This is a genomic window from Streptomyces sp. NPDC097617, assembly GCF_044761485.1.
Classification (GTDB): Bacteria; Actinomycetota; Actinomycetes; order Streptomycetales; family Streptomycetaceae; genus Streptomyces.
In genome coordinates this window covers 223,106-246,069 of record NZ_JBIWCL010000002.1, presented here as the reverse complement: position 1 = coordinate 246,069, position 22,964 = coordinate 223,106, and the positions used below count along the sequence as shown (strand labels likewise).

At 72.5% G+C, this 22,964-nt stretch carries 18 protein-coding genes; 7 read left to right on the top strand and 11 right to left on the bottom strand.

The genetic code is table 11. From position 1 onward, the window contains the following. Window positions 1–35: 35 nt before the first annotated feature. Window positions 36–1,388 (top strand): family 2 encapsulin nanocompartment cargo protein terpene cyclase, encoded by a 1,353-nt coding sequence (locus tag ACIQZO_RS04395; protein WP_403619908.1) that lies wholly within the window; start codon window positions 36–38, stop codon window positions 1,386–1,388. Window positions 1,389–1,403: 15 nt separating this feature from the next. Continuing rightward, the gene (locus ACIQZO_RS04390) at window positions 1,404–2,291 is read left to right on the top strand and encodes a geranyl diphosphate 2-C-methyltransferase (RefSeq protein WP_403619905.1); all 888 of its coding nucleotides are present in this window, start codon (window positions 1,404–1,406) and stop codon (window positions 2,289–2,291) included. Between the two features lie 98 nt (window positions 2,292–2,389). Here the strand turns inward: ACIQZO_RS04390 and ACIQZO_RS04385 are convergent, their stop codons facing one another. Further along, window positions 2,390–4,012, bottom strand: coding sequence for an FAD-binding oxidoreductase (locus tag ACIQZO_RS04385; RefSeq protein WP_403619902.1), 1,623 nt, complete (start codon window positions 4,010–4,012; stop codon window positions 2,390–2,392). Window positions 4,013–4,076: 64 nt separating this feature from the next. Here ACIQZO_RS04385 and ACIQZO_RS04380 point away from each other — a divergent pair, with 64 nt between their 5' ends. Further along, window positions 4,077–4,709 (top strand): TetR/AcrR family transcriptional regulator, encoded by a 633-nt coding sequence (locus ACIQZO_RS04380; RefSeq protein ID WP_403619899.1) that lies wholly within the window; start codon window positions 4,077–4,079, stop codon window positions 4,707–4,709. 31 nt (window positions 4,710–4,740) lie between these two features. Here the strand turns inward: ACIQZO_RS04380 and ACIQZO_RS04375 are convergent, their stop codons facing one another. Beyond that, window positions 4,741–5,232 (bottom strand): MarR family winged helix-turn-helix transcriptional regulator, encoded by a 492-nt coding sequence (locus tag ACIQZO_RS04375; protein ID WP_403619896.1) that lies wholly within the window; start codon window positions 5,230–5,232, stop codon window positions 4,741–4,743. 88 nt (window positions 5,233–5,320) lie between these two features. Here ACIQZO_RS04375 and ACIQZO_RS04370 point away from each other — a divergent pair, with 88 nt between their 5' ends. Together ACIQZO_RS04370 and ACIQZO_RS04365 are read left to right on the top strand one after the other, a co-directional pair. Continuing rightward, window positions 5,321–6,187 carry an SDR family NAD(P)-dependent oxidoreductase gene (locus ACIQZO_RS04370; RefSeq protein ID WP_403619893.1) on the top strand — a complete coding sequence of 289 codons (867 nt, stop codon included), beginning with the start codon at window positions 5,321–5,323 and terminating at the stop codon, window positions 6,185–6,187. A 583-nt stretch (window positions 6,188–6,770) separates the two neighbouring features. Continuing rightward, the gene (locus ACIQZO_RS04365; protein ID WP_403620877.1) at window positions 6,771–7,484 is read left to right on the top strand and encodes an NPP1 family protein; all 714 of its coding nucleotides are present in this window, start codon (window positions 6,771–6,773) and stop codon (window positions 7,482–7,484) included. 64 nt (window positions 7,485–7,548) lie between these two features. On the opposite strand, the gene ACIQZO_RS04360 is transcribed toward ACIQZO_RS04365, so the two are convergent. The 5 genes from ACIQZO_RS04360 to ACIQZO_RS04340 form a co-directional block, all read right to left on the bottom strand. Then, entirely contained in the window at window positions 7,549–8,697 is a 1,149-nt protein-coding gene (locus tag ACIQZO_RS04360) for a substrate-binding domain-containing protein (protein ID WP_403619890.1), read from the bottom strand. Between the two features lie 33 nt (window positions 8,698–8,730). Next, on the bottom strand, window positions 8,731–9,789 hold the full coding sequence (locus ACIQZO_RS04355) for an ABC transporter permease (protein WP_403619887.1): 1,059 nt from the start codon (window positions 9,787–9,789) through the stop codon (window positions 8,731–8,733). After that, the gene (locus tag ACIQZO_RS04350; RefSeq protein ID WP_403619884.1) at window positions 9,786–11,366 is read right to left on the bottom strand and encodes a sugar ABC transporter ATP-binding protein; all 1,581 of its coding nucleotides are present in this window, start codon (window positions 11,364–11,366) and stop codon (window positions 9,786–9,788) included. Before ACIQZO_RS04350 ends, ACIQZO_RS04355 begins: the two co-directional genes overlap by 4 nt. A 123-nt stretch (window positions 11,367–11,489) precedes the next feature. Further along, window positions 11,490–14,165 (bottom strand): SpoIIE family protein phosphatase, encoded by a 2,676-nt coding sequence (locus ACIQZO_RS04345; RefSeq protein WP_403619881.1) that lies wholly within the window; start codon window positions 14,163–14,165, stop codon window positions 11,490–11,492. Between the two features lie 143 nt (window positions 14,166–14,308). Next, on the bottom strand, window positions 14,309–15,256 hold the full coding sequence (locus tag ACIQZO_RS04340; protein WP_403619878.1) for a cyclase family protein: 948 nt from the start codon (window positions 15,254–15,256) through the stop codon (window positions 14,309–14,311). A gap of 91 nt (window positions 15,257–15,347) precedes the next feature. On the opposite strand from ACIQZO_RS04340, the gene ACIQZO_RS04335 reads away from it, so the two are divergent. Both ACIQZO_RS04335 and ACIQZO_RS04330 read left to right on the top strand, forming a co-directional pair. Continuing rightward, on the top strand, window positions 15,348–16,289 hold the full coding sequence (locus tag ACIQZO_RS04335) for an NAD-dependent epimerase/dehydratase family protein (RefSeq protein WP_403619875.1): 942 nt from the start codon (window positions 15,348–15,350) through the stop codon (window positions 16,287–16,289). A gap of 19 nt (window positions 16,290–16,308) precedes the next feature. Next, complete coding sequence (locus ACIQZO_RS04330) at window positions 16,309–19,695, top strand: aminotransferase class I/II-fold pyridoxal phosphate-dependent enzyme (RefSeq protein WP_403619872.1); 3,387 nt, start codon at window positions 16,309–16,311, stop codon at window positions 19,693–19,695. A 10-nt stretch (window positions 19,696–19,705) separates the two neighbouring features. Here the strand turns inward: ACIQZO_RS04330 and ACIQZO_RS04325 are convergent, their stop codons facing one another. The 4 genes from ACIQZO_RS04325 to ACIQZO_RS04310 all read right to left on the bottom strand — a co-directional run bounded on the left by ACIQZO_RS04325 (window position 19,706) and on the right by ACIQZO_RS04310 (window position 22,958). Further along, on the bottom strand, window positions 19,706–20,284 hold the full coding sequence (locus ACIQZO_RS04325; RefSeq protein ID WP_403619869.1) for a toxin: 579 nt from the start codon (window positions 20,282–20,284) through the stop codon (window positions 19,706–19,708). Further along, window positions 20,281–20,745 (bottom strand): helix-turn-helix domain-containing protein, encoded by a 465-nt coding sequence (locus ACIQZO_RS04320; protein ID WP_403619866.1) that lies wholly within the window; start codon window positions 20,743–20,745, stop codon window positions 20,281–20,283. The genes ACIQZO_RS04325 and ACIQZO_RS04320 overlap by 4 nt, the downstream gene beginning before the upstream one ends. Window positions 20,746–21,033: 288 nt before the next feature. Next, window positions 21,034–22,185 carry an MAB_1171c family putative transporter gene (locus tag ACIQZO_RS04315; protein ID WP_403619863.1) on the bottom strand — a complete coding sequence of 384 codons (1,152 nt, stop codon included), beginning with the start codon at window positions 22,183–22,185 and terminating at the stop codon, window positions 21,034–21,036. Between the two features lie 41 nt (window positions 22,186–22,226). Then, the gene (locus tag ACIQZO_RS04310; protein WP_403619861.1) at window positions 22,227–22,958 is read right to left on the bottom strand and encodes a TetR-like C-terminal domain-containing protein; all 732 of its coding nucleotides are present in this window, start codon (window positions 22,956–22,958) and stop codon (window positions 22,227–22,229) included. Between the last annotated feature and the right edge of the window lie 6 nt (window positions 22,959–22,964).

Sequence of the window (22,964 nt, the reverse complement as noted above, 5' to 3'; positions counted from 1 at the left end):
CGGGACAACCCACTGACGTCACCAAGGAGTTACGGATGCCCGATCCTGGGCCTTCCCCTCTGCAGTCGAGCCTGCCTGCCGCCGCGGCCTCCTTCGGGGCCCACATCCTCGCCAACGCCCTGGCCGCCGGCGTCGAACCCACCGCCGGCGACGGGCCCGTCCGGCCCTCGCCCCCGTCCCCGCCCGCCCTGCCCACGGGTCCCCCCGCACTGACGCCCGCGTCCCCTCCGGCACCCGTACCCGCATCCGTACCCGTACTCGACGAAGGTGCGGCCCCGGTCGCCGCGCCGCAGCCGAGCGCCGCCCTCGAGCGGATCCTGCGCGGACCCAGCGGCCTGGGCACGGAGAGCCTGCACTGGTCCCGGAGCGAGGCCGAGACCTCGGCGCCCGCCGCGTCGGCGCCGGCCGCCGGCAACCCGATCCCGGGCCTCTACCACCACCCGGTGGCGGAGCCCGACTCCGTGCGGGTCGAGGAACTCAGCCGCAGGGTCAAGGCCTGGGCGCTGGACGAGGTCTCCTTGTACCCGGAGGACTGGGAGGACCAGTTCGACGGCTTCTCCGTCGGGCGCTACATGGTCGCCTGCCATCCGGACGCCCCCAGCGTCGAGCACCTGATGCTCGCCACCCGGCTGATGGTCGCCGAGAACGCGGTCGACGACTGCTACTGCGAGGACCACGGCGGCTCGCCCGTCGGCCTCGGCGGGCGGCTCCTGCTGGCCCACACCGCGCTCGACGCCCTGCACACGACGAAGGAGTACGCGCCGCAGTGGGAGGCGTCGCTGCTCTCGGACGCACCCCGGCGGGCCTACCGCTCCGCCATGGAGTACTTCCTCCAGGCGACGACCGCCTCCCAGGCCGACCGGTACCGGCACGACATGGCCCGACTGCACATGGGCTACCTCGCCGAGGGGGCCTGGGCGCAGACGGAGTACGTCCCGGAGGTGTGGGAGTACCTGGCGATGCGTCAGTTCAACAACTTCCGTCCCTGCCCCACCATCACCGACGCGGTCGGAGGCTACGAGCTGCCTGCGGACCTCCACGCGCAGCCCGCCATGCAGCGGGTCATCGCGCTCGCCGGCAACGCCACTACGATTGTCAACGACCTGTACTCCTACACCAAGGAACTGGCCAGTCCCGGTAGGCATTTGAATTTGCCGGTGGTGATCGCCGAACGTGAGGCCCGCTCCGAGCAGGAGGCCTACCTGAAGGCGGTGGAGGTCCACAACGACCTCATGCACGACTTCGAGGCCGCGGCCGCCGAGCTCGCCCTCGCCTGCCCCGTCCCGAGCGTGCAGCGCTTCCTGCGGGGGGTGGCCGTATGGGTGGACGGCAACCACTACTGGCACCAGACCAACACCTATCGCTACAGCCTGCCCGATTTCTGGTAAAGATGGGAATTGTTCATGACTAGCACCGATCTCACCACCGCCGCCGGTCCCTCCTCCGTGTTCATCCCCGGACCGGCGACCCCCTACCAGGGGGACATCGCCCGCTACTGGGACCACGAGGCCAGGCCGGTGAACCTCCGTCTCGGCGACGTCGACGGCCTTTACCACCACCACTACGGCATCGGCGACATCGACCACGCCGCCCTCGGTGACACCGAGGACAGCGCATACGAGAAGAAGCTGATCGCCGAGCTCCACCGGCTGGAGTCGGCGCAGGCCGAACTCCTCCTTCAGCACCTCGGCCCGATCGAGCGCGACGACACCCTCGTCGACGCCGGCTGTGGCCGCGGCGGCTCGATGGTCATGGCCCACCAGCGCTTCGGGTGCAAGGTCGAGGGCGTCACCCTGTCGGCCAAGCAGGCCGACTTCGCCAACGGGCGCGCCCAGGAACTCGGCATCGAGGACCATGTCCGGGCCCGCGTCTGCAACATGCTCAGCACGCCCTTCGAGACCGGGCAGGCAGCGGGCTCGTGGAACAACGAGTCGAGCATGTACGTCGATCTGCAGGACCTCTTCGCGGAGCACTCGCGCGTCCTCGCGGTCGGCGGCCGGTACGTGACCATCACCGGCTGCTGGAACCCGCGGTACGGCCAGCCCTCGAAGTGGGTCTCCCAGATCAACGCGCACTTCGAGTGCAACATCCACTCCCGCCGTGAGTACCTGCGCGCGATGGCCGACAACCGCCTCGTACCGCAGGCCGTGATCGACCTGACCCCCGACACCCTGCCGTACTGGGAGCTGCGGGCCACCTCCTCCCTGGTCACCGGCATCGAGGAGGCGTTCATCGAGTCCTACAGGGACGGCTCCTTCCAGTACGTCCTGATCGCGGCCGACCGCGTCTGAGCGCACGCCGGCCGCCGGTCCGCCGAACGCCGGCCGAAGGGGCCGGGGCCGTCGTCCGACGGACCCGGCCCCTTCGGGGTGCGGGGCGGCCCGCCCGATCAGTCCACGAGCACCCCGGGGTTGAGGATGCCCCGCGGATCGAGCGCCCCCTTCGCGGCCCGCAGAGCGAGGGCGAAGGGCTCGGGGCGCTGGCGGTCGTAGCCCGGGCGGTGGTCCCGGCCGACGGCGTGGTGGTGGGTGATGGTGGCCCGGTGGCGGTGCAGGACCTCGCTCGCGACGGCCTTGAGCTCGTCCCAGACGGCGACCTCGTCACCGGGCCGGCCGGCCGCCAGCACGGTGAAGTAGGGCGCCGCGCCGTCCGGATACACGTGGGTCAGACGGCAGTTGACGGTCGCGGGATGTCCGGTGGCCTTGACCGCCGCCGCGCCGACCTCCCTGCGTACCTCCTCGATCAGACCGGGGACCCGGTCCCAGGTGGCCGCCGTCTCGAAGGTCTCCGCCACCGCGCCCATCCTGGCCATGCCGTCGCGGAGGTAGGGCATCCGCAGGAAGGCCGACCGCCAGGCGCTCACGGCCGCGTCGCCGCCCGGGGCCTGCGGCGGACCGCCGGCCGCGTCGGACCCGCCCGCCCCGCCGTGCCGGCCGCCGTGCGAGCGGGCGAGTGCGACGGCCCGTTCCAGCAGGGCGGTCACCGGTTCGTCCGCCGACTCGAAGCCCAGCACGAGTATTGAGCGGCCGTCGTGGGCCGCACCCGACAGTGCGGCCTCGCCGGAGTCCAGCAGGCGGCAGTTGGCGGGGGAGAGGTCGGACTGCGCGAGGGCGCGCACCGCCCGCAGGGCGTCCTGGAAGTCCGAGAAGGAGACCGCTGCGGAAGCCTTGTGGCGGGGGCGTTCCTGCAGGCGGACCCAGGCCTCGGTGATCACGCCGAGAGCCCCTTCGGAGCCCAGGAACAGGCGGTCCGGGGAGGGGCCCGCCCCGGAGCCGGGCAGCCGCCACGACTCGCCGGTGCCGGCCGGGGTGACGACGCGCAGCGACTGCACGAAGTCGTCGATGTGGGTGCGGCCGGTGGCGTAGTGACCGCCGGCGCGGGTGGCGAGCCAGCCGCCCAGCGTGGAGAACTCGAAGCTCTGCGGGAAGTGCCGCAGGGTGAGGCCGTGGGGCCGCAGCTGATCCTCCAGACTCGGCCCGAGGGTGCCGGCCTGGATGCGCGCCGCCCGGCCCACGGTGTCGACCTCCAGGACGCGGCCCATGGCGGTCAGGTCGAGGGACATCACCGCCCGGTGGGCGTCGCCGCGGTACTCGACGCCACCTGAGACCGAGGAGCCCCCGCCGTACGGGACGACGGCGACCTGCCGTGCACCGGCCCAGTCCAGCAGATCGGCCACGCCCCGGTCGTCCGCCGGCCGGGCCACGAGGTCGGGGATGCGGCCGGGGCGGCCGCGCAGGGCGCGCACCACGTCGCGGTAGGCCTTGCCCATCGAGTGGGCGGCGCGGTCCCCGGGATCGGTGCTGATCAGGTGGGCGAGGCTGCGCGGGGGTTCGGCCGCGGGGCTGCCGATGCCCAGGTCGCTCACGCGGGGCACGGGCAGCGGGCGGCCGAGGGTGCCGGGGAGCAGGGCGCCCATCGCGGTGCACTCCGCGTCGTCGGGATGCGCGTCCGTCCAGCCCCAGCCCCACCAGGAGCGGGTGTGGGACGTGGACTGCGGGGTGGTGCCGGCCATGGCGGCGCTCCAGGGGTAGAGGTAATTTACCTAGGGGTAAATTACCTACTGATAATATCGGCTCATGGCAACCCTTTCCTCGAAAGCCGGCACCAAGGGAGTCCCGCGGGAGCACCGGCGCCGCCAGATGCTGGAGGCGGCCGCGGAGGAGTTCGGCGCCCATGGCTTCGCCGCCGCCTCGCTCCCCGCGATCGCCGCACGCGTGGGCGTCACCAAGACGCTCCTGCACCAGTACTTCGGCAGCAAGGAGGACCTGTACATCGCCTGCCTGGTCCCCGTCGGGGACGGGCTGCTGGATGCTGTCCGTGAGGCGATGGGGGAGGGCGGGGCCGCGCCCCACACGCCGCTGCGCGTGCTCCACGGCATCTTCACCGCCCTGGAGGGCCGGCGCGAGGCGTGGTTCGTGCTCTACGACACCACCCTGCCGCCCGGCGGTGAGGCCGCCCGTCGGGCCTCGGAGTACTGGGCGGCCATCGACCGGCTCGCCGCCGGCGGCACCGCCGAACTGCTGCGCGCGGCCGGCTCCACCGACCCGCTGGACGCCGACGCGCTCAAGTACGTCTGGCGGGATCTGGTCGCCACCCTCGTCCGCTGGTGGGTCAAGCACCCGGAGCAGAGCCCGGAAGCCATGACGCGGCGCTGCGCCCGCCTCTTCGCGGCCGCCGCCACCCTCACCCCTGACGGCCTCGGCGCCTGACCGGGGCCCGCGGCGGGCGGGCGGGCGGGGTCTACCTCGTGCGTTCCTGTTCGGCCTGTTCGGCCTGTGCGGCCTTCGCGGCCTTGAGCTTGCGCCACACGGTGCCGAGCGCCTCCAGGTCCCGCTCGTCGAGGAGCTCGGTGAAGACCGGGGCCAGGGCCTCGCGCCGGGTGGTGTCGGCCTCGGCGAACACCGTTCGTCCGGCCTCGGTGAGGGAGACCTCCACCGACCGGGCGTCACGCGCGGAGGGCGTACGGGTGACCAGGCCCCGGGTCTGCAGGGCGTCCACGACGCGGGAGACCTGGCTGCGGCTGAGCAGGGTGCTGTTGCCGAGGACGGAAGCGGGCACCGGCTCGGGGCTGGAGGCCAGCCACAGCATGACCTCGAACCAGGACACGGGGAGGTCGTGGGCCTTGACCAGGGCACGGTCGACGCGGTCGGTCATGACGGTTCCGGCCCACACCAGCCCGTAGAAGGCGTAGTCGGCCGCGGGCGTCTCGGCTTCGGTGAGCTTTTTCGGCATGTCGGAAGTCTAGAGCTTGCGTGCGCACGCACATAATTTTATAGTGTGTGTGCACGCACATAAATCACCCCCCGTGAAAGGCCCCGTCATGTCGACCCTCCCCGCCACCCCCGCCACCCCCTCCCGCACCGTCCTGATCACCGGCACCTCCTCCGGCATCGGTCTGGCAGCCGCCGTCGCAGCCGCCCGGGCCGGCTGGCGCACGGTCGCCACCCTGCGTGACACGAGCCGCGCCGACGCCCTGCGCAAGGCCGCCGTCGAGGCGGGCGTCGAACTCGACATCCGACAGCTCGATGTCGTCGACGAGGCCTCCGTCGCCGCCGCCGTGGACGGCGTCATCGCCGACTACGGCCGGCTGGACGCGGTCGTGAACAACGCCGGCGCCGGGCACGTGGGCACGCTGGAGCTCGAATCCGTGGCCGACGTCCGCGAGGTCATGGAGGTCAACTTCTTCGGCGTCCTGAACGTCTCCAAGGCGGCCCTGCCCCACCTGCGGGCCACCGGCGGCCGCCTGATCACGGTGACCAGTGTCGGCGGCGTCGTCGGCCAGCCCTTCAACGAGGCCTACTGCGCGGCCAAGTTCGCCGTGGAGGGCTACATGGAGAGCTTGGCCCCCGTCGCGGGCGCCGTCGGGGTGAGCGTCTCCGTCGTCGAGCCGGGCGCCGTGGCGACCGAGTTCGTGAACAACATCGACCTCGACCTCGAGGCCCGCATCGCTGCGGCCGGCCCGTACTCCGACGCGCTGCGCAACTACGTCGAGCGCACGGTCGGCCAGTTCCTGAACGGCGCGCAGACGCCGGAAGGCGCGGCCGAGTCCGTGGTGGAGGCGCTGACCGCCGAGCGGCCCGCCTTCCGCATTCAGACCTCCGACTGGGCGCGCGACTTCACCGGGAACAAGCTGACCGACCAGGACGGCTCGGCGGTCATCGGCATGACCGGCACCTGGGTCGCCTGACCCGCCGCGTGCATCGGGCCCCAGGGCCGGTCTCCCGGCCTGCCCGGTCTCCCGACCTGTGCTCCGTGCGGAACCGGGTCATCATGGCCAGAGGTGGACGAGTCCCCCGTGCGGTCCCCGGACCGCGCGCGGTGGCCCGTACCCGCCCGAGCCGGGAGGTGACTCGTACGCATGGACGAATCGCGCAAGGCCTGGATCATGATCGGCGCCGTCGTCGCCGTCATCCTCCTCGACCTCCTGGCCATCATCCTGATGAACACCCTCTGATGATGAGAGCGTGACGCTCCGCCGCCGTACCCGGCCGTCCGCCGGGCGGCGGCTGTCCGTGTCACCCCTGCATTACTGACATTCAGTCAATTCCCCTTGCGTACACGGCTTTTCCGGCCCTTCGGTGCGCAAGGAGACAGCTCTGCCCGGCCTCTTGCCGCGCCACACCGGTTCGCGAATGATGCTCCCGGCGTGTCGGTCGACGGTGTTCCGCCGCGATGCGTCCGCCACCCCTCGCACCCGGTCGGCCAGGAGGCCCGTTTTGCGGACGAACCGTCACATTCAGAGATCATTAGTGGTTCTCGGGGCTGCCCTCATGGTGGTCGTCGCCGTTCCCCAGGCGGCCTTCGCGGCGCCGCCCCCGGCGCTCCCCGGCACGTCCGAGGCCATCGAGTCGACCTATCAGCCGGCCTACGACTACGACACCGACGGCTGCTATCCGACACCCGCCATCGGCCCGACCGGTGTGCTGAACGGCGGACTCAAGCCCACCGGCGCCCTCAACGGGAGCTGCCGGGACGCCTCGGACCTCGCCAACACCAACGGCTACTCCCGCTGGAAGTGCAACAACGGCTGGTGTGCCGTCATTTACGCGCTCTACTTCGAGAAGGACCAGGCCCTTCCCGGCATCGAGCTCGGCGGCCACCGCCACGACTGGGAGCACGTGGTCGTCTGGATCCAGGGCAACGAGGCCAAGTACGTCGCGACCTCCGCCCACGGCGACTTCAACATCCACTCACGCGACCAGATCCGCTGGGACGGCAACCACCCCAAGATCGTCTATCACAAGGACGGCATCGGCACGCACTGCTTCCGCGCGGCGAACACCAACGACGAGCCGCCCGAGAACCACCGCGGCACGTGGCAGTTCCCCACGCTCGTCGGGTGGTCGGGCTATCCGGCGACCCTGCGGGACAAGCTCACCCAGGCCGACTTCGCAAGCGCGCACTTCGGCCTGAAGGACGGCTCCTTCGCGTCCCACCTCGCGGAGGCCAAGCCGGCGGGCATCCCCTTCGACCCGTACCAATAGCGGTCGGCACGGGGCGGGGACCGGTCCCCGCCCCGTGCGGGACCGGTACCGCCGCGCCGTGCCGTCAGCCGGCCCAGATCCTGCGGTACCCCTCGCGGTAGCCCGACGGTTCCCAGGACGTGGCGCCCTCGCTGTTGCGCGCCGTCGCGATGTGCACGGGAGCCACGTAGCCGCTGGCGGGCCGCCCGGCGAAGGCGCGGTTGAACTCGTCGACGATCTGCCAGCCCTGCTGGTTGAGCGGTTCGGGGACGGTGGCGGCCTGGTACTGCTCGCTGTTGATCCGCTGGAAGGCGGAGGGGTCGCCGTCGCCCGCACCGACGTTGAAGGGCGGTCCCGAGCCCGGCCGGCCGGCCGCCCGCAGGGCCGGGGCCGCGTCGGCGAAGTAGAGGTCGTTGATGGCGACCGAGTACGTCCAGTCGTCCTGGAAGCGGGACAGCAGCCCGGAGACCGCCTGCGCGGTGCGGCTCGCGGCGTCCGGAATGGGGATGTTCTCGTACGACAGGAGACGTACGCCGGGACAGGTGGCGAGCTCCTTGCGGATCAGCTCGGACTTGTTCCGGGCGAACGGGATCGAGCCGTCGGTGAAGAGGACGACCCCGGCAGCGCCCCGGGACCGGGAGATGATCCAGTCGGCGCTGATCCGCGCCACGTCCTCCACCTTCGTGGTGACATTGGTGAACAGCCTGGGCCGCTCGCTCGGGCCGGGGGAGCCCACGGCGTGCCAGCCGACGACCGGGATGTCCGCCGCTTCGGCCCGCGCCATCTGCTGTGCGGTCAGCTGGGGGTCGAAGCCTCCGATGACGATGCCCGAGGGCGCCAGGGTGATGGCCTGGCTGAGCGCGGCCTGGATCCCGGCGGGGGTGCCGTCGCCGTCGATCACCCGGACCTGCCAGCCGATGGCCTTCGCGGCCTCCTCGACGCCCTTCGCGACGCCGGCGACGCCGGGGTTGGTCATGGTCTGCGCGACGTAGACGATCGACTTGCCGGGCACCGCCGCGGGGCCGGTCGTGGGGCCGCGCCAGGAGGTGTCGGCCTTCTCGGCCCGCGCGACGGCCGCCGCCGCGCCCGCGAGGACGCCGGGGCAGCCCGCCTCCGGCGGCGCCGCGCCGGTGGAGGGGCCGCCGCCCGCGCAGCCGGCGACGAGGGCGGCGGCCGCGGCCAGCAGGGCGGCGGTCGTGCGGGTGGTCCTGCGGTGCGGGGCCTTCGGGTACACGGTGCTCCTGACGCGGTGCGCGTACGGATTTCTCTAACGGGTGCGCAGTCGGCGGCGGGCGGAATAGCCGGCCAGGCCGACGGCGATGAGCAGGGTGGCGCCGTTGAACAGCGGCGTGGCCCAGAAGTCGGCGCCGAGCTGGCCGATGCCGGCCAGACCGATGGCGAGGACCGCGACGGCCACGACGGTGCCGAGGGCGTTGACGCGGCCGGGCTTGATCGTGGTGGACCCGAGCAGCGCGCCGACGAAGGCGGGCAGCAGGTAGTCCAGCCCGACGCTCGGGTTGCCGGTCTGCTGCTGGGCGGCGAGGAGCACGCCGGCGAGGCCGGTGACCAGGCCCGATCCGGCGAAGGCGTAGACGGAGTACCGGTGGCGGGGGATGCCGATGATGTCGGCGGTGCGCCGGCTGGAGCCGATGACGTACATGTACCGGCCGAGCGGCAGCCGTTCCAGGAGCACCCAGAGGGCGGCCGCGAGGGCCAGGACGTAGTAGGCGGGCAGGGGCAGGCCGAGGAACCGGGAGTCGTACAGGCCGGTGAAGGAGGCGGGCAGGCCCTCGGGGCCGGGGACGATCCGGGAGCCGTCCGTGATCCAGCCGGTGACGGCGTACATCATGCTGCCGGTGCCGAGCGTGGCGATGAAGGAGTCGATCCGCACGTACTCGACGATGACGCCGTTGAGCACGCCGACCAGCGCCCCGCCGACGACCACGGCGAGGCAGGCCAGGGGCCAGGGCCAGCCCGTGTCGACGATGAGCCGGAGCACCATCACGTGGGCCAGGCCGAGGCCGTAGCCCATGGACAGGTCGAACTTGCCGGTGGCGATGGGGATCGTCGCACCGAGCGCCAGGATGGCGGGGATGGACTGGTTGGAGAGGATCGAGGAGACGTTGTCCCGGGTGGGGAAGGTGTCCGGCAGGACGAGCGAGAAGACCAGGAACAGCAGGACGGCGAGGATCAGCAGGCCGTAGGTGCCGAGGTGATGGCCCCGCAGACGGTTCAGCAGGGACCGCGGCGACAGCGAGGGGGCGGGCGGCGGCGAGGGCGGCGGCGGAGTCGAGGACGGGGGCCGGGGCGGGGGCGGCGTGGTCATCGGTCCGTCGCGGTCCCGGTGATCGCGGGCATCGCCGAGGCGGTGCGGGTGAGTTCGGCGACGGTGAGGGACCCACCGCTCAGCTCTGCGCTCACGCTCCCGCGGACGAACACCAGCGCGCGATGGCACACGTCCGCGACCTCTTCGAAATCGGTGGAGATGAGCAGGACCCCCAGGCCGGAGGCGAGCGCGTCGTCGAGCAGCCGGTGGATGGTGGCCTTGGCGCCGATGTCCACCCCCGCCGTCGGCTCTTCGAGGATGAGCAGGCGCAGGTGCCCCCGCAGCCAGCGGCCGACCATCACCTTCTGCTGGTTCCCGCCGGACAGGGTGGCGATCGGCACCTCGCTCTCGCGGGGGTGCACCGAGAACCGGTCGATCAGGGCGAGGGCCTCGGCGCGCTCGCGACGCGGGCTGATCCAGTGTGCGGCGGCGGCGCCGGACGCACGGGGGTTGGCCAGGAAGTTCTCCCGTACCGTCAGATCGGCGGCGCAGCCCTCCTCCTGACGGTTGGCCGCCACGAAACCGACGCCGGCGTCGAGGGCGGCGTGGACCGTACGCGGGTGGTACGGCCGCCCGTCGAGCCGTACCCGCCCCTCCAGGATCGGCCGGGCGCCGGCCAGGGCGCGGCCCAGCTCCATGTGGCCGGCGCCGGTCAGCCCCACCATGCCGAGGATCTCGCCGGGCCACAGGTCCAGTGCGACGCGCCCGGTGGACGCGGTCCGCACCCCGTCGAGGCGCAGCAGGGGAGTGCCGGCGGCGGGCGGTGCGCCGGGCGCCCGGTCGGACGGTGCGTGCCCGGCCGGTGCGTGCCCGGACGGGGCGTGGCCCACGATCGCACGCACCAGCCGGGCCGGGCTGTGGCCGGCGAGCGGGCCCCGGTCGACCAGCCGGCCGTCGCGCAGGACGGCGAAGGTGTCGGCGACCTCGTAGACCTCGTCGAGCCGGTGGCTGACGTAGAGGATGCCGTGTCCGCGGTCGCGCAGGGCGTGCAGTACCTCGAAGAGCCGCGCGCAGTCGGCGGCGGGGAGGGTGGCGGTCGGCTCGTCGAGCACGATGAGTCCGGCCCGGGTGGAGAGCGCGCGGGCGATGGCGACGAGCGAGCGCTCGGCGGGGCCGAGATCGGCGATCCGGGCCTCGGCGTCCAGGTGGCCGGCGACGATCCGCAGGGCCTCGTCGCAGCGCTCCCGGGCCCGCCGCCAGGAGATCAGTGCGCGGCGGCGGGGGTAGCCGGTGCCCAGGGCGATGTTCTCGGCCACCGTCATCCACGGGACGAGACCGAGGTCCTGGTGGATGAAGGACATGCTCCGGGTCGCGGTGTGGCTGCCGAGGGGATGGCCGGCGACCGTGATCGCGCCCTCGTCGGCGTGATGGACCCCGGCGAGCACCTTGATGAGGGTGGACTTTCCCGCTCCGTTGGGGCCGAGCAGGGCGAGGACACTGCCGCGGTGGATGTCGAGGTCGACCGAGGCCAGCGCGAGCGTGCCGCCGAAGCGCTTGCTCAGGCCGCGCATCCGGACCAGTGGGGCGGCGCCGGAGCGCGGGGGTGGGCCCGTCCAGGGGTCGGGAGCGTCATGCACAGACTTCTCCGGGGGTCGGCCTCCGAGTTCTTCCCGACGGTACGCGGCACTCTACGGGGATATGGCCATCCGTTCCCGGTATGTCGCCACGCCCTGTGCCCCCGATGGCCCAACGAGCCGGGGTCATGCCGCCGTCAGGCTGCACTCGGCCCAGATGACCTTGCCGTCGGTGGTGTACCGGGTGCCCCAGGACTGGGCGAGCTGCGCGACGAGGAACAGGCCGCGCCCGCCCTCGTCGGTGGTCGCCGACTGCCGCATGCGCGGGGCGCTGCTGCTCGCGTCGTGCACCTCGCAGATCAGGTTGCGGTCGTGGATGAGGCGGACCCGGATGGGTGCGGTCCCGTAGCGGACGGCGTTCGTGACCAGCTCGCTGATCAGCAGTTCCGTGGCGAACGCGGACTCCTCCAGCCCCCACCGGCTCAACTGGCTGACGCAGGCGCCGCGGACCTCGGAGACCAGGGCCGGGTCGGCGGCCAGGTCCCAGGTGGCGATCCGGTCCCGGGGCAGGGCGTTGGTGCGGGCGACGAGGAGCGCGATGTCATCGGCGGGGTGCGCGGGCGCCACGGCGTCGATCACCGCCCGGCAGGTCTCCTCGGGCGCGCGGTCCGGGTGGGCCAGCGCGCGGTTCAGGGCGTCGAGGGCCACGTCGATGTCGCGGTGGCGGTCCTCGATGAGCCCGTCGGTGTACAGGACGAGCTGGCTGTGCTCGGGGAGCTTGATCTCGACCGACTCGAAGGGCAAACCGCCGAGTCCGAGCGGGGGACCGGCGGGCAGCTCCAGCAGGGACACGCTGCCGTCGGGCCGGACCAGCGCGGGCGGAGGATGGCCGGCGCGGGCCATCGTGCACAGCTGGGAGGTGGGGTCGTAGATGGCGTACAGGCAGGTGGCGCCGACGATGCCGGTGCTGGCGGAGTCGGGGGTGTCGCCGCCCTCCTCGCGGTCGAGGCGCACCATCAGGTTGTCCAGGTGGGTGAGGAGCTCGTCGGGGGCGAGTTCCAGCTCGGCGAAGTTGCGGGCGGCGGTGCGCAGCCGGCCCATGGTGGCGGCGGCGTGCAGCCCGTGGCCGACGACGTCGCCGACGAGGAGGGCGACCCGGGTGCCGGACAGCGGGATGACGTCGAACCAGTCGCCGCCCACTCCCGACTCGGCGGGCAGGTAGCGGTGGGCCACCTCGAGGGCGCTCTGCTCGGGGAGGCCGCGCGGGAGCAGGCTGCGCTGCAGGGACAGGGCGAGGGTGTGTTCGCGGGTGTAGCGGCGGGCGTTGTCGATACAGAGGGAGGCGCGGGCGGCGAGCTCCTGGGCCAGCGAGCGGTCGTCGTCGCCGTAGGGGGCGGGGCTCTGCGAGCGGTAGAAGCTCGCGACGCCCAGGATGGCGCCGCGGGCGAACAGGGGGACGGTGATGAGGGAGTGGATGTTGTGCGCGAGGAGCAGTTCGGCGTGCGCGGGGTCCTGGGCGAGCCAGCCGAAGGCGGCCTTGAGATCGGGTTCCAGCACCGGCTGCCGGGTGGCGATGCAGCGCATGTGGGGCGTGGTGGGCCGCAGGCTGACCTGCTCGCCCACCGGGTAGAAGGGGCAGTCCTCGCGGATGCCGTGGACCACCGTGCGGTGCATCACGGACGTGGGGCGGGGGGACTCCTCGCCCCGCAGCACCGCCTCGGGCAGGTCGATGGTGACGAAGTCGGCCAGCCTGGGGACCGCCGTCTCGGCGAGCTCCCAGGCCGTACGGCTCACGTCCAAGGTGGTGCCGATGCGGTTGCTGGCCTCGGCCAGCAGCTCCAGGCGGCGCCGCGCGGCGACGGCGTACTTGCCCACCTCGGGCTCGCCCACCAGCACCAGCCCTCTGACCCCGGCGTGCCGGGTGGGGGTGGGAGCGGGGGCGTGCCGTTCGGAGTCCTCGGGCAGCAGCGCCTCGACCACGACGCCCTCCACCCCGGAGGCGCTCGTCACCGGGCGGCTGACGAGCGTGACCCACCGGCCGCGGGACAGCGGGACCTCGGCGGCGGCCCGGCGGTCCGCGGACATCAGCTCCGTGGCCCTCTCCTTGAGGGTGCTCTGATCGCTCTGCTCCAGTTCGCTCCGGAGGAACTCGTCCAGGGCGACCGGGTGCCCGTCGATGCCGTACTCGCCGTTCTGGTTCAGGCTCGCGGCGTCGAGATAGGCCTGGAGCAGAGCGCGCTCGCGTGCCGAGCTCTGGTCCATCAGCCGCCGCTCGATGGCTTCGGCCGCCTTGCGTACCACGGGGATCAGGGCCGGGTCGGCCTCGGTGTAGGGGTACCCGAGGCACAGGACGCCCTTGATGTGCCCGCTGAGCTGGTCGCGCAGCGGGATCGCGGTACAGGCGCTGGACTGGGACCGCTCGGCGAAGTGCTCGGCGCCGTAGACCTGGCACAGGCGCCGCTCCGCGAGGCTGAGGCCGATGCCGTTCGTTCCGGCGAACTGCTCGGCGAACACGAACCCGGGGAGGATCTGGATCGCGGCGAGCTGCCTGACCATCGATTTCTCGCCGAAGCGGCGCGCGAGCACCATGCCGTGACCGTCGGCCAGGCAGATATTGGTCCGGCTGCCCGCGAAGATCGCCTGGAGTCGGTCGAGCACGGGATCCGCGGCGCGCAGCAGGGCGGCGTCCGGGTCGAAGTCCTCCGTGAAGGGCAGCTCGGACGTGTCGGGCGAGAGCCCGAGCAGCCGGCTGCGCTGCCACGAGCTCAGGATGGGACTTCTCACGCTCCCCTCGACCGACTCGCCCTGCAGGAATCGGTCACGGGAACGCACGGGGCCGATGCGGTCTCCGACGACCCCCATGTGCATCACTTCCCCTCGCCGGAGCACCCTCGGTCGCAGATTTGAGTATAATCCTCACATTTCGGCGGTGAGCAGGGCAGCGAACCGATCAAGGGGTATCGCAGGCATCGAGCGGCATCGAGCGGCGCCTCGGGGCCGGGCCGTCACAGGATGGCGACCGGACTGACCGGCGAGCCCGTGCCGCCCGGGACGTTCAGCGGTGCCACGACGATCAGGAACGCGTACCGGCCCGCTTCCGCGCAGGCCGCGGACAGCGGTTCGAGGTCGAGGTTGTCCAGCAGGGGCACCCCCATCGCCGCGACGGCGAGCGTGTGCACGGGGGAGTGCAGCCCCTCGACCGGTGAAGGGCGTACGTCGCTGTCCCCGTCACCGCCGAGCAGTGCGACGGCGCGCTCGGCCAGCAGGGGCAGGGCGTCCACGTGCCACCCCGCGCTCGCCGCGTCCGGGTTCCAGGGGCCCCGTTCCCGGCGCCGGCGCAGGGCCCCCGAGCGCAGCAGCACCGCGTCCCCGTCCCCGACCGTCACACCGAGCGCCTCCTCGGCCGCGAGGAGCTCGCGCGCGTGCACCGCACGACCCGGTTCGAGCCAATCGATCCCGAGGACCGCGGGCAGATCGATCAGCACGCCCCGTGTGACCAGGGGGCCGAGCTCCGACACCGCGCCGAACCGGGCCCCGGTCGCACCGACGGCCTCGCGCGCCGCGCGGCCGCCGTACAGTCGCCCTCGGTAGGCGACATGTGACAGCGCGTCGAGATGGGTCATGGCCTTGCCGTGGAAGTCCGCGCCGAGGAAGTCCTTGTGCACGGTCGGTTCCGGGGCTTCCACGTCGCCGAGGTCGGACATGTAGTGCAGCGCGGGCCTGGTGTTGTCCGGGCCGGGGCGGGTGTCCCAGGGCCGCGCCATCGGTACGGCGGTCCCGGAGCGGACGGTGGCGGTGGCCCTGCGCACGTGGTCCGCCGTCACCCGGTTCCAGGCGCCGCGGTCGGCCGCGGCCCATCGGCCCCACGTAAGGACCGACTCGAACAGCGTGTCGAACTCCTGGCGGGAGACGGCGGGCCCGTTGTCGGGCGCGCCGGCGGAATGGTTGCCCATGGGCCAAGTGTCCGGCGGATCGCCTCCGCGCGCTGGCCGGTAGCCGATCACCCGTGCCGGGGGTGTCGGTGGCCCGCGCTAATGTGCGTCCGTGAGCTTTCATGTCGTCATAGGTTTTGGACCCGCCGGCGCCGCCACTGCCCGGCTCCTCGCCGAACAGGGCCATACCGTAAGGGTCGTCACCAGATCGGGCCGCAGCCCGGAACCCGGAATCGAGCACGTCGCGCTGGACGCGACGGACTCCGAGCGGCTGACCGAGGCGGCCCGGGGCGCGGCCGCACTCCACAGCTGTGCCGCACCGCCCTACCACCGCTGGGCGAGTGAATGGCCGCCCCTGGCCGCGTCGCTCTGCGCCGCAGCCGAGACGACCGGGGCGGTACTGGTCATGCTCGGCAACCTCTACGCCTACGGCCCGGTGGACGGCCCCCTGACCGAGGAGCTGCCGCTCGCCGCGACCGGCCCCAAGGGGCGGGTGCGCGCCGCGGTCTGGGAGCAGGCCCGCTCCCTGCACGAGCAGGGCCGGATCAGAGCCGTCGAGGTGCGCGCCTCGGACTTCTTCGGACCCGGAGTCACCGAGGGCGGCCATCTGGCCGGCCGGGTGCTGCCGCCGCTGCTGCGCGGGAGGCCGGTCACCACGCTGGGGGACCCGGACGCCCCGCACAGCTGGACCTACCTCCCCGACGTGGCCCGGGCGTTGACCGAGGTCGCGGGCGACGAGCGGGCCTGGGGACGGGCCTGGCACGTACCGACGCAGGAGCCGCAGTCCGTCAGGGGGATGGTCGACCGCCTCGCCGCCGAGGCGGGCACGGGGCCGGTCGCCGTGCGCCGGCTGCCGTCGGCCGTGGTCGGCCTGGCGGCCCTCTTCTCCCCGCTGATCCGCGAACTGAAGGAGGTCCGCTACCAGTTCGACCGCCCGTTCGTCGTCGATTCGAGCGCCTACGAGACGGCGTTCGCGGCGCGGCCCACCCCGCTCGACGAGCAGGTCAAGGCGACCGTGGACTGGTGGCGCGAGCGAGTGGCGACCGACGAATGACATGGGTGACAGGACAGGGATGGACCACATAGAGGACCCGAGCGGAACGCGCCGCGCGGACATCGCCGTCGTGGGGATGGCGTGCCGCTTCCCGGGGGCGCGCGATGTCAATCAGTACTGGCGGCTCCTGACGGCCCCGCAGGCGCAGTTCTCGAGGATTCCCGACTCGCGGTGGCGCGCCGCGTCCTTCCTCAGCGACGACTTCCGTGACACCTCCTCGGCGTACACGGACACCATGGCGCTGCTGCCGGACGTGGGCCACTTCGACGCGGCCCACTACGGCATCCCGCCGCGCCGGGCCCGGGCGATGGACCCGCAGGCCCGCCTGCTGATCGACCTCGCCCGTGAGGCGATCCAGGACGCGGGGTGGGAGGCCGACGGTTTCGACCGCGAGGAGACCTCGGTGATCACGGCGCTCACCGAGGGCGGCTACCGCGAACTCAGCACCCTGCAGATCCGGATGCGCCAGCTGGCCGGGGGCGAGTTCGGCGCGCGGGCCGCCCACCCCCGCCTGTCGGAGGCGGTCGGGGCGGTCGACGGCCTCAACGGCACCTCGGTGGCCGGACTCCTGCTCAACATGGGCCCGAACACGATCAGTTCGGTCTTCGACCTGCACGGCGAGAGCTACGCGCTGGACTCGGCCTGCTCGGGCGGACTCATGGCCGTGGCCAACGCCGTGCACGCACTGCGTGCAGGCCGCTCCCGCATCGCCCTCGCGGGCGGCGCCCAACTGATCCTCACCCCCGACCTGCTGGTGGGGCTGTGCCGGATCGGCGCCATCTCGCGCAGCGGCCGCTGCCTGCCCTTCGGCGCCGGGGCCGACGGCTTCGTCCTGGGCGAGGGCGCCGGGGTCCTGGTGCTGCGACCCCTGGCCGACGCGCTGGCGGCCGGAGACCGGGTCTACGCGGTGATCCGGGGCGTGGGAACGGCCAACGACGGGACCGTGCAGGGCGGGATGCACCCCCAGGCGGCCGGCCAGCTCCGCACGCTGCGCCGGGCCTACCGCGACGCGGGCCTGGCCCCGGCCGCGGTGGGCTACCTGGAGGCACACGGCACCGGGACCACGGTCGGCGACCCCGTCGAGCTCGGGGTCCTGCGCGAACTGCGCGGTGCGGCGGCCGAACCCGCCTACCTCGGCGCCGTGAAGGCGGTGGTCGGGCACTCGCTGAACTCCGCGGGCATCGCCGGGCTCATCAAGTCGGTCCTGGCCGTGCAACGCGGCGTCATACCCCCGCAGCCGGAGAGCGAGGGCGGCCCGGCCGATCGCGCCGCGCTCGACGCCGCCCGGCTGACCGTCCCGACCGCGCCGACCCCGTGGCCGGCCGGCGGCGGACCCAGACGGGCTGGCGTGAGCGCCTTCGGATTCGGCGGCACCGGGGTCCACCTGGTGGTGGAGGAGTGCACCACGGCGCCGGCGCCCCGCGCGGCAGCGGAGGAGGGGCCGCACATACTCCTCCTCAGCGCGCGCGACCGGACCGGACTGGCTCGCTACGCGCGGGAGTTGGCGGACACGATCGCCGTGGACCGGCCGCCGCTGGCCGCGGTGGCCGATACGCTCGCCCGCCGCGCGCCCCTCACAGAACATCTCAACGTGGTGGCGCGGGACACGGCCGATGCCCTCGCGCAGTTGACCGCGGCGGGCCGTACGGAAGCCCTCGCGGGGCACACCGCCACGGGCCCCGTGCTCCGGCCCGCGACGGTGCGGACACCTCCGTGCACCCTGCCGCCGAGTCCCCTCGCCCCGCGCCGCCACTGGGTCGTGGACGACTCGGCGCGCGAGGTGTCGGATCCGGCGCCCGCCGCGGCACCCACCGCACCCTCCGCGACGCGTACCGACGGCGCGCCCGCCGAGTCCAGGGCGCCCGCCGCGCCCACGGTGCCCGCCGCGCCCACGGTGCCCGCCGCACCCACGGCGTCCGTCGCCTCGATCGTGCTCGAAGAGGTCTCCCGGACCGGGGTCTTCCCGCTCTCCGAGCTGAGCGAGCGGATGCTGCTGGTGGATGATCTCGGCTTCGACTCCCTGATGCTCCAGGAGCTCGAGGTCACGATCGGCGGGCGCATACCCGGCGCCCGGGCCGAGGAGCTGTTCTCGCGCGAACTCACCGTCGGCCGGCTGATCGAACTCCTCGATCCGGACCACGCGCGGACGGCCGCCCCCGCCGGGGCGGCCGTCCCCCATCCCACCGCCGAATGGGGCGCCGACACGGCCGGTGTCGAGGAGTTCCCCGAGGTGGGCGAGTTCGAGCAGCGCCTCGACTGGATCACCGACAGTGGCGCGCAGAACCCGTACTTCCGCATCCACGAGGGCACCATCCGCGACACGACCGTCGTCGGGGGCCGCGCCTGCCTGTCCTTCGGGAGCTACAACTACCTCGGGCTCTCCGGTCATCCGGCGGTCAACGAAGCCGCCCACCGGGCGGTGGAGCGGTACGGCACCTCGGTCTCGGCGAGCCGTGTGCTCTCCGGCGAACGGGGCCTGACCGTCGACCTGGAGCGGGCCCTGGCGCGGCTCCTCGGCGTCGGCGACTGCCTGACGCTGGTGAGCGGCCACGCCACCAACGTCACCGCCGTCGGACACCTCGTCGGCGCGGGGGACCTGGTGCTGCACGACGCCCTCGCCCACGACAGCATCCTCCAGGGCTGTGCCCTGTCCGGTGCGGCGCGGCGCCCCTTCGCCCACAACGACATGGGGCAGCTGGAGCACATGCTGCGGATCAACAGGTCCCGGTTCCGGCGGGTGCTGATCGCCGTCGAGGGCGCCTACAGCATGGACGGGGACCTCGTGAACCTGCCCGCCGTGATCGAGCTGAAGAAGCGCTACGGCGCCCTGCTGCTGGTCGACGAGGCGCACAGCATCGGCACCGTGGGCGAACACGGCCGGGGCGTCGGCGAGTTCTTCGGCGTCGACCGGTCCGACGTGGACCTGTGGATGGGCACCCTCTCCAAGGCCTTCGCCAGCTGTGGCGGTTACCTCGGCGGCTCGGCCCGGACGGTGCGCTGGCTGCGCCACACCCTGCCCGGCTTCGTCTACAGCGTGGGCCTGACCCCGGCCAACGCGGCCGCGGCGCTGGCCGCCGCCGAGCTGCTCACCGCGGAGCCGCAGCGGGTTCGCGCGCTGCGGCGCAACGCCGAGCTCTTCCTCGGTCTCGCCGCCTCCGCCGGTCTGGCGACGGGCTCCAGCGCCGACACCCCGATCGTGCCGTGCATCCTCGGTGACTCGGCCAAGACCCTGCACGTCGCGGACGCGCTCTTCGCCCGGGGCGTCATCGCCGACCCGATCTTCCACCCGGCGGTGGAGGAGGGGCTGACGCGACTGCGGTTCTTCGTCACCAGCGAGCACCGCGAGGACGACATCCGCCGGGCCGTGGCGATCCTGGCCGAGGAGGTTGCGTCCGCCGGGCGGTAACGGGGCCACGTCAGATCAGGGTGCGTTCGATGCGGCTGAGCGTGGCGCTCCTGGCGGGGTTGCCGTCCTGGCCGGCCTGCGCGGCCGGCTCCGCGCCGTGCCGCTGCTCGGCGTCGCCCATCCGCTGGGAGAGGAAGTAGGCGATGATCTCCGCCTCCTGCTCCTGGGCGTCGTCGTAGGTCGCGCGCAGGAGCATGTCGCGTACGAGTTGGGGGTCGAGGTTGGGGAAGAGGAGGCGTGCGGCCGCCTCGTCCAGCCCCCCTGCCCCGCGATGGCAGCAGATGATGTGGCCCAGCTCGTGCAAGATGATGTGCTCCTGATGCGCGCCGGTGGTGTTCGCGTCGTAGAAGATGAGGTCCTCGTCGCGTGCGGCGACCCACATGCCACACGGATGCGACGAGGGCATCTGCATCGGGACCAGAGTGATCGGACGGTCGCGCACCTCACCGAGGTGGCGGCACAGTTCGGCCAGGTCGGTACCCTCCGGCAGGTCGAGCTCGGCGATCCGCTGTGCGCCGGCCTTGCGGAGCTTCTTGAGCCGGCTGCGGCGGTCGTGGTCGGCCGAACGCTCCTTGCGGGCGCCCCTCATCCGGACTCGGACGGGTCGGCGACGGGCGGCAGGCCCTGCATCTGCCGGTACTGGTCCATGATGGCCGTGATGGCCTGGAGGTTCTCCTTCTTCATGCCGGCCGCCCGCATCGCGACGGCGCGGACCCCGGACTGCCGCAGCGCCTCGATGGCGGCGAGTTCGCCGAGCACGGACTCGGCGACCTTGTCGTCGAAGAAGTAGGCGACCGAGACGCCGAAGAAGCGGGCCAGGGCGGACAGCAGGTCCGGCGACGGATTGGCGCGCTTTCCCGTGCGCAGCTGCGACAGGTACACGCCCCCGACCTTGAGTTCGGGGTTGGCCCGCTTGAGCTCGTCGGCGACCTCGGCGTTGGTCCAGTGCTTGCCCTTGGGGCGGACCGTCTTGAACAGGTCGTCGAGGCGCTTCGCGAGCAGGGGGCGTTCGTCACTCCCGCTCTCGGTGCCGTTGTCGTTCCCGGTCATGGTGAACCTTCCTCCCGTCCCCTCCTCGGCATAGCTCTCAGCTATACGCCAGTCTCACAGATTAGCGGTCAGTTGACAATTGACCAGGACTCGGCGAACGTGGGGTCCGGCCGCTAACTTGGTTCACGGGGGATGCCAAGTTGGTCGCCGGTGACATCGGACTGGCCCGGCCCTCGGGGGATGGGCCGGGCCAGTCCGGGCGGGAGCCACCCGTCCGGCCGCATGCAACAGCGGGGGAAACGGGAAACCCGCCCGGTTTGACGGGGGATGCAAACCGGGCGGGAGTTCTCAACTCGCCTTGCCGAGCTTACTGTAGGCGGCTGCCACTTTGGTGAGCCATGCGAGCTCTGCCGCGAAGTTGTTCGTATCGCGGTCGTCGAAATCGCCGGCGTCCTTGCTGTCCTGCGGGACGGTGTCGGTCAGTTTTGCCTGCAAGGCCCGCTTGATCTGTGCCGCTTCGGCGAACGCCTGCCGCAGTTCGGCGCTCACCTCCTTGTCCGGATCGCGCCCCTCGTGGGTGGTGCGGTCGATGTACGGACGCAAGTCCCGCCAGCCGTCCCGTATTTCGACGACCCGGCGGTGCAGCCGGTAGTCGAGGTCGGAGACCGAGGCGCCGGGCGGCTCGAGGGCGATGTCCGGGGACGACTCGTACAGGTCCCGCCAGAGCGGGTAGAGCGCCCGGTAGGACCGGTACGTGCGGGACCACTCCAGCAGCCGGGTCGCCCCGGGTCCCCAGGAGGAATTGGTCAGGCTCAGCGAGAGCATGACGATCCCCGCGGCGCTGAAGACCGAGGCCGCGACCTTCCAGGCGCCGATGTCGACCCCGCTCGCCGCCGTGAGGATGTTGACCGTCCTGGCCAGGCAGTAGAGGAAGAGCACCACCGCGGTGACGGAGAGCAGCCGCAGGGCCTGGCGCAGCGAGGCGTTGTCGGTCATCCGCGCGTACGGGCCGCACTGCAGGTAGATGGTGACGCACGGAATCGCCTGGGAAACGATGAAGGCCAGGAGATAGGTCAGGAGCAGCGGCTCGCTGGTCCCGTCGAAGTCCGAGGCCGGTCGGCCGGTGCCGTCGGCGAGGAAGAACAGTGCCGTCAGCAGCGCGTCGAGGGTGATGCCGGTGATGAGCCAGTAGCGGGTCTTGCGCACCGTCACCTCGTCCGCCGCGGCCCACCGCAGCAGGATGATCTGCGCGCTGACGCAGAAGGCGACCGCCGACAGGTGCATGAGGAGGACGGCGAGGTTGCCGACCCCCAGGAGGGGTCCGCCCCCCAGGGCGAGGGCGCCCATCGTGAAGGTGAGGCACTGGAGCAGCAGGGTGGCGATCAGCGTGCGGTAGGCGCCGTCCCTCCAGCTGCGCCGCGCCTGGCACAGCCGGTAGACGAGCGCCGCGTACGAGGAGAGCGCCGCTATGACGAAGCAAAGGGTTCTGGTGGTGTTCACGTCCTGGATTTCTGCCGGCGTCGCGCGTGGGGGCGGACGGTTCAGTCGGTGTTCTCGGCCGGCGGGACCTCGAGCCCGATGCTCTCGGCCGCCACGGCGATCGCGTAGTCGAAGAACGCCGCCTCGTCCCGCACGCTGTCGTGGGTACGGCTGAAGACCTGGAACACCAGGAGGCCGATCAGGTTGCTCCACAGCACGATGCCGCGCTCGATGATGTCCGAGAACGGAGCGTCGGGCGCGCCGCCGAAGAGCTGCACGGCTTCCGGCAGGAGCAGCGGCGGACCGGGCACCGCGCGCCGGGGCGGGACGAGTTCACCGGCCTCGAGCGAGGAGCGCACGATGCCGGCGAGGACCGCGGGGGTGCGCGACGCGGAGGGGACCGTGTCCTGGGGAGCGTGGTAGTCGGGCACGGGCGAGCCGTAGATCAGGGTGAACTCGGCGGTGTTCTCGAAGGACCACTGCCGCAGCGCACGGGTGACAGCGAGGAGCCGGGCGCCCCCGGACGCACCGGCCCCGGTGGCCGCCCCGTCGGCCTCCTCCATCGCCTCGGCGGAGGCGTCGTAGGCGTCGATGACCAGTGCGGTCAGCAGGTCGTCGCGGTGGGGGAAGACGGCTTCGACATCGGCCACGGGGATACCGCTGTCGCGGGACACGGCCTCCAGGGAGAGCCCCGCGGCGCCCAGCTTCACCAGCTGGTGGCGCGCGATGTCCTTGATCACCACCGCGGGCGTGATGTCTTCGTCGTCGTTCGAACTGATTGCGGAAACGTCCATGCGGCG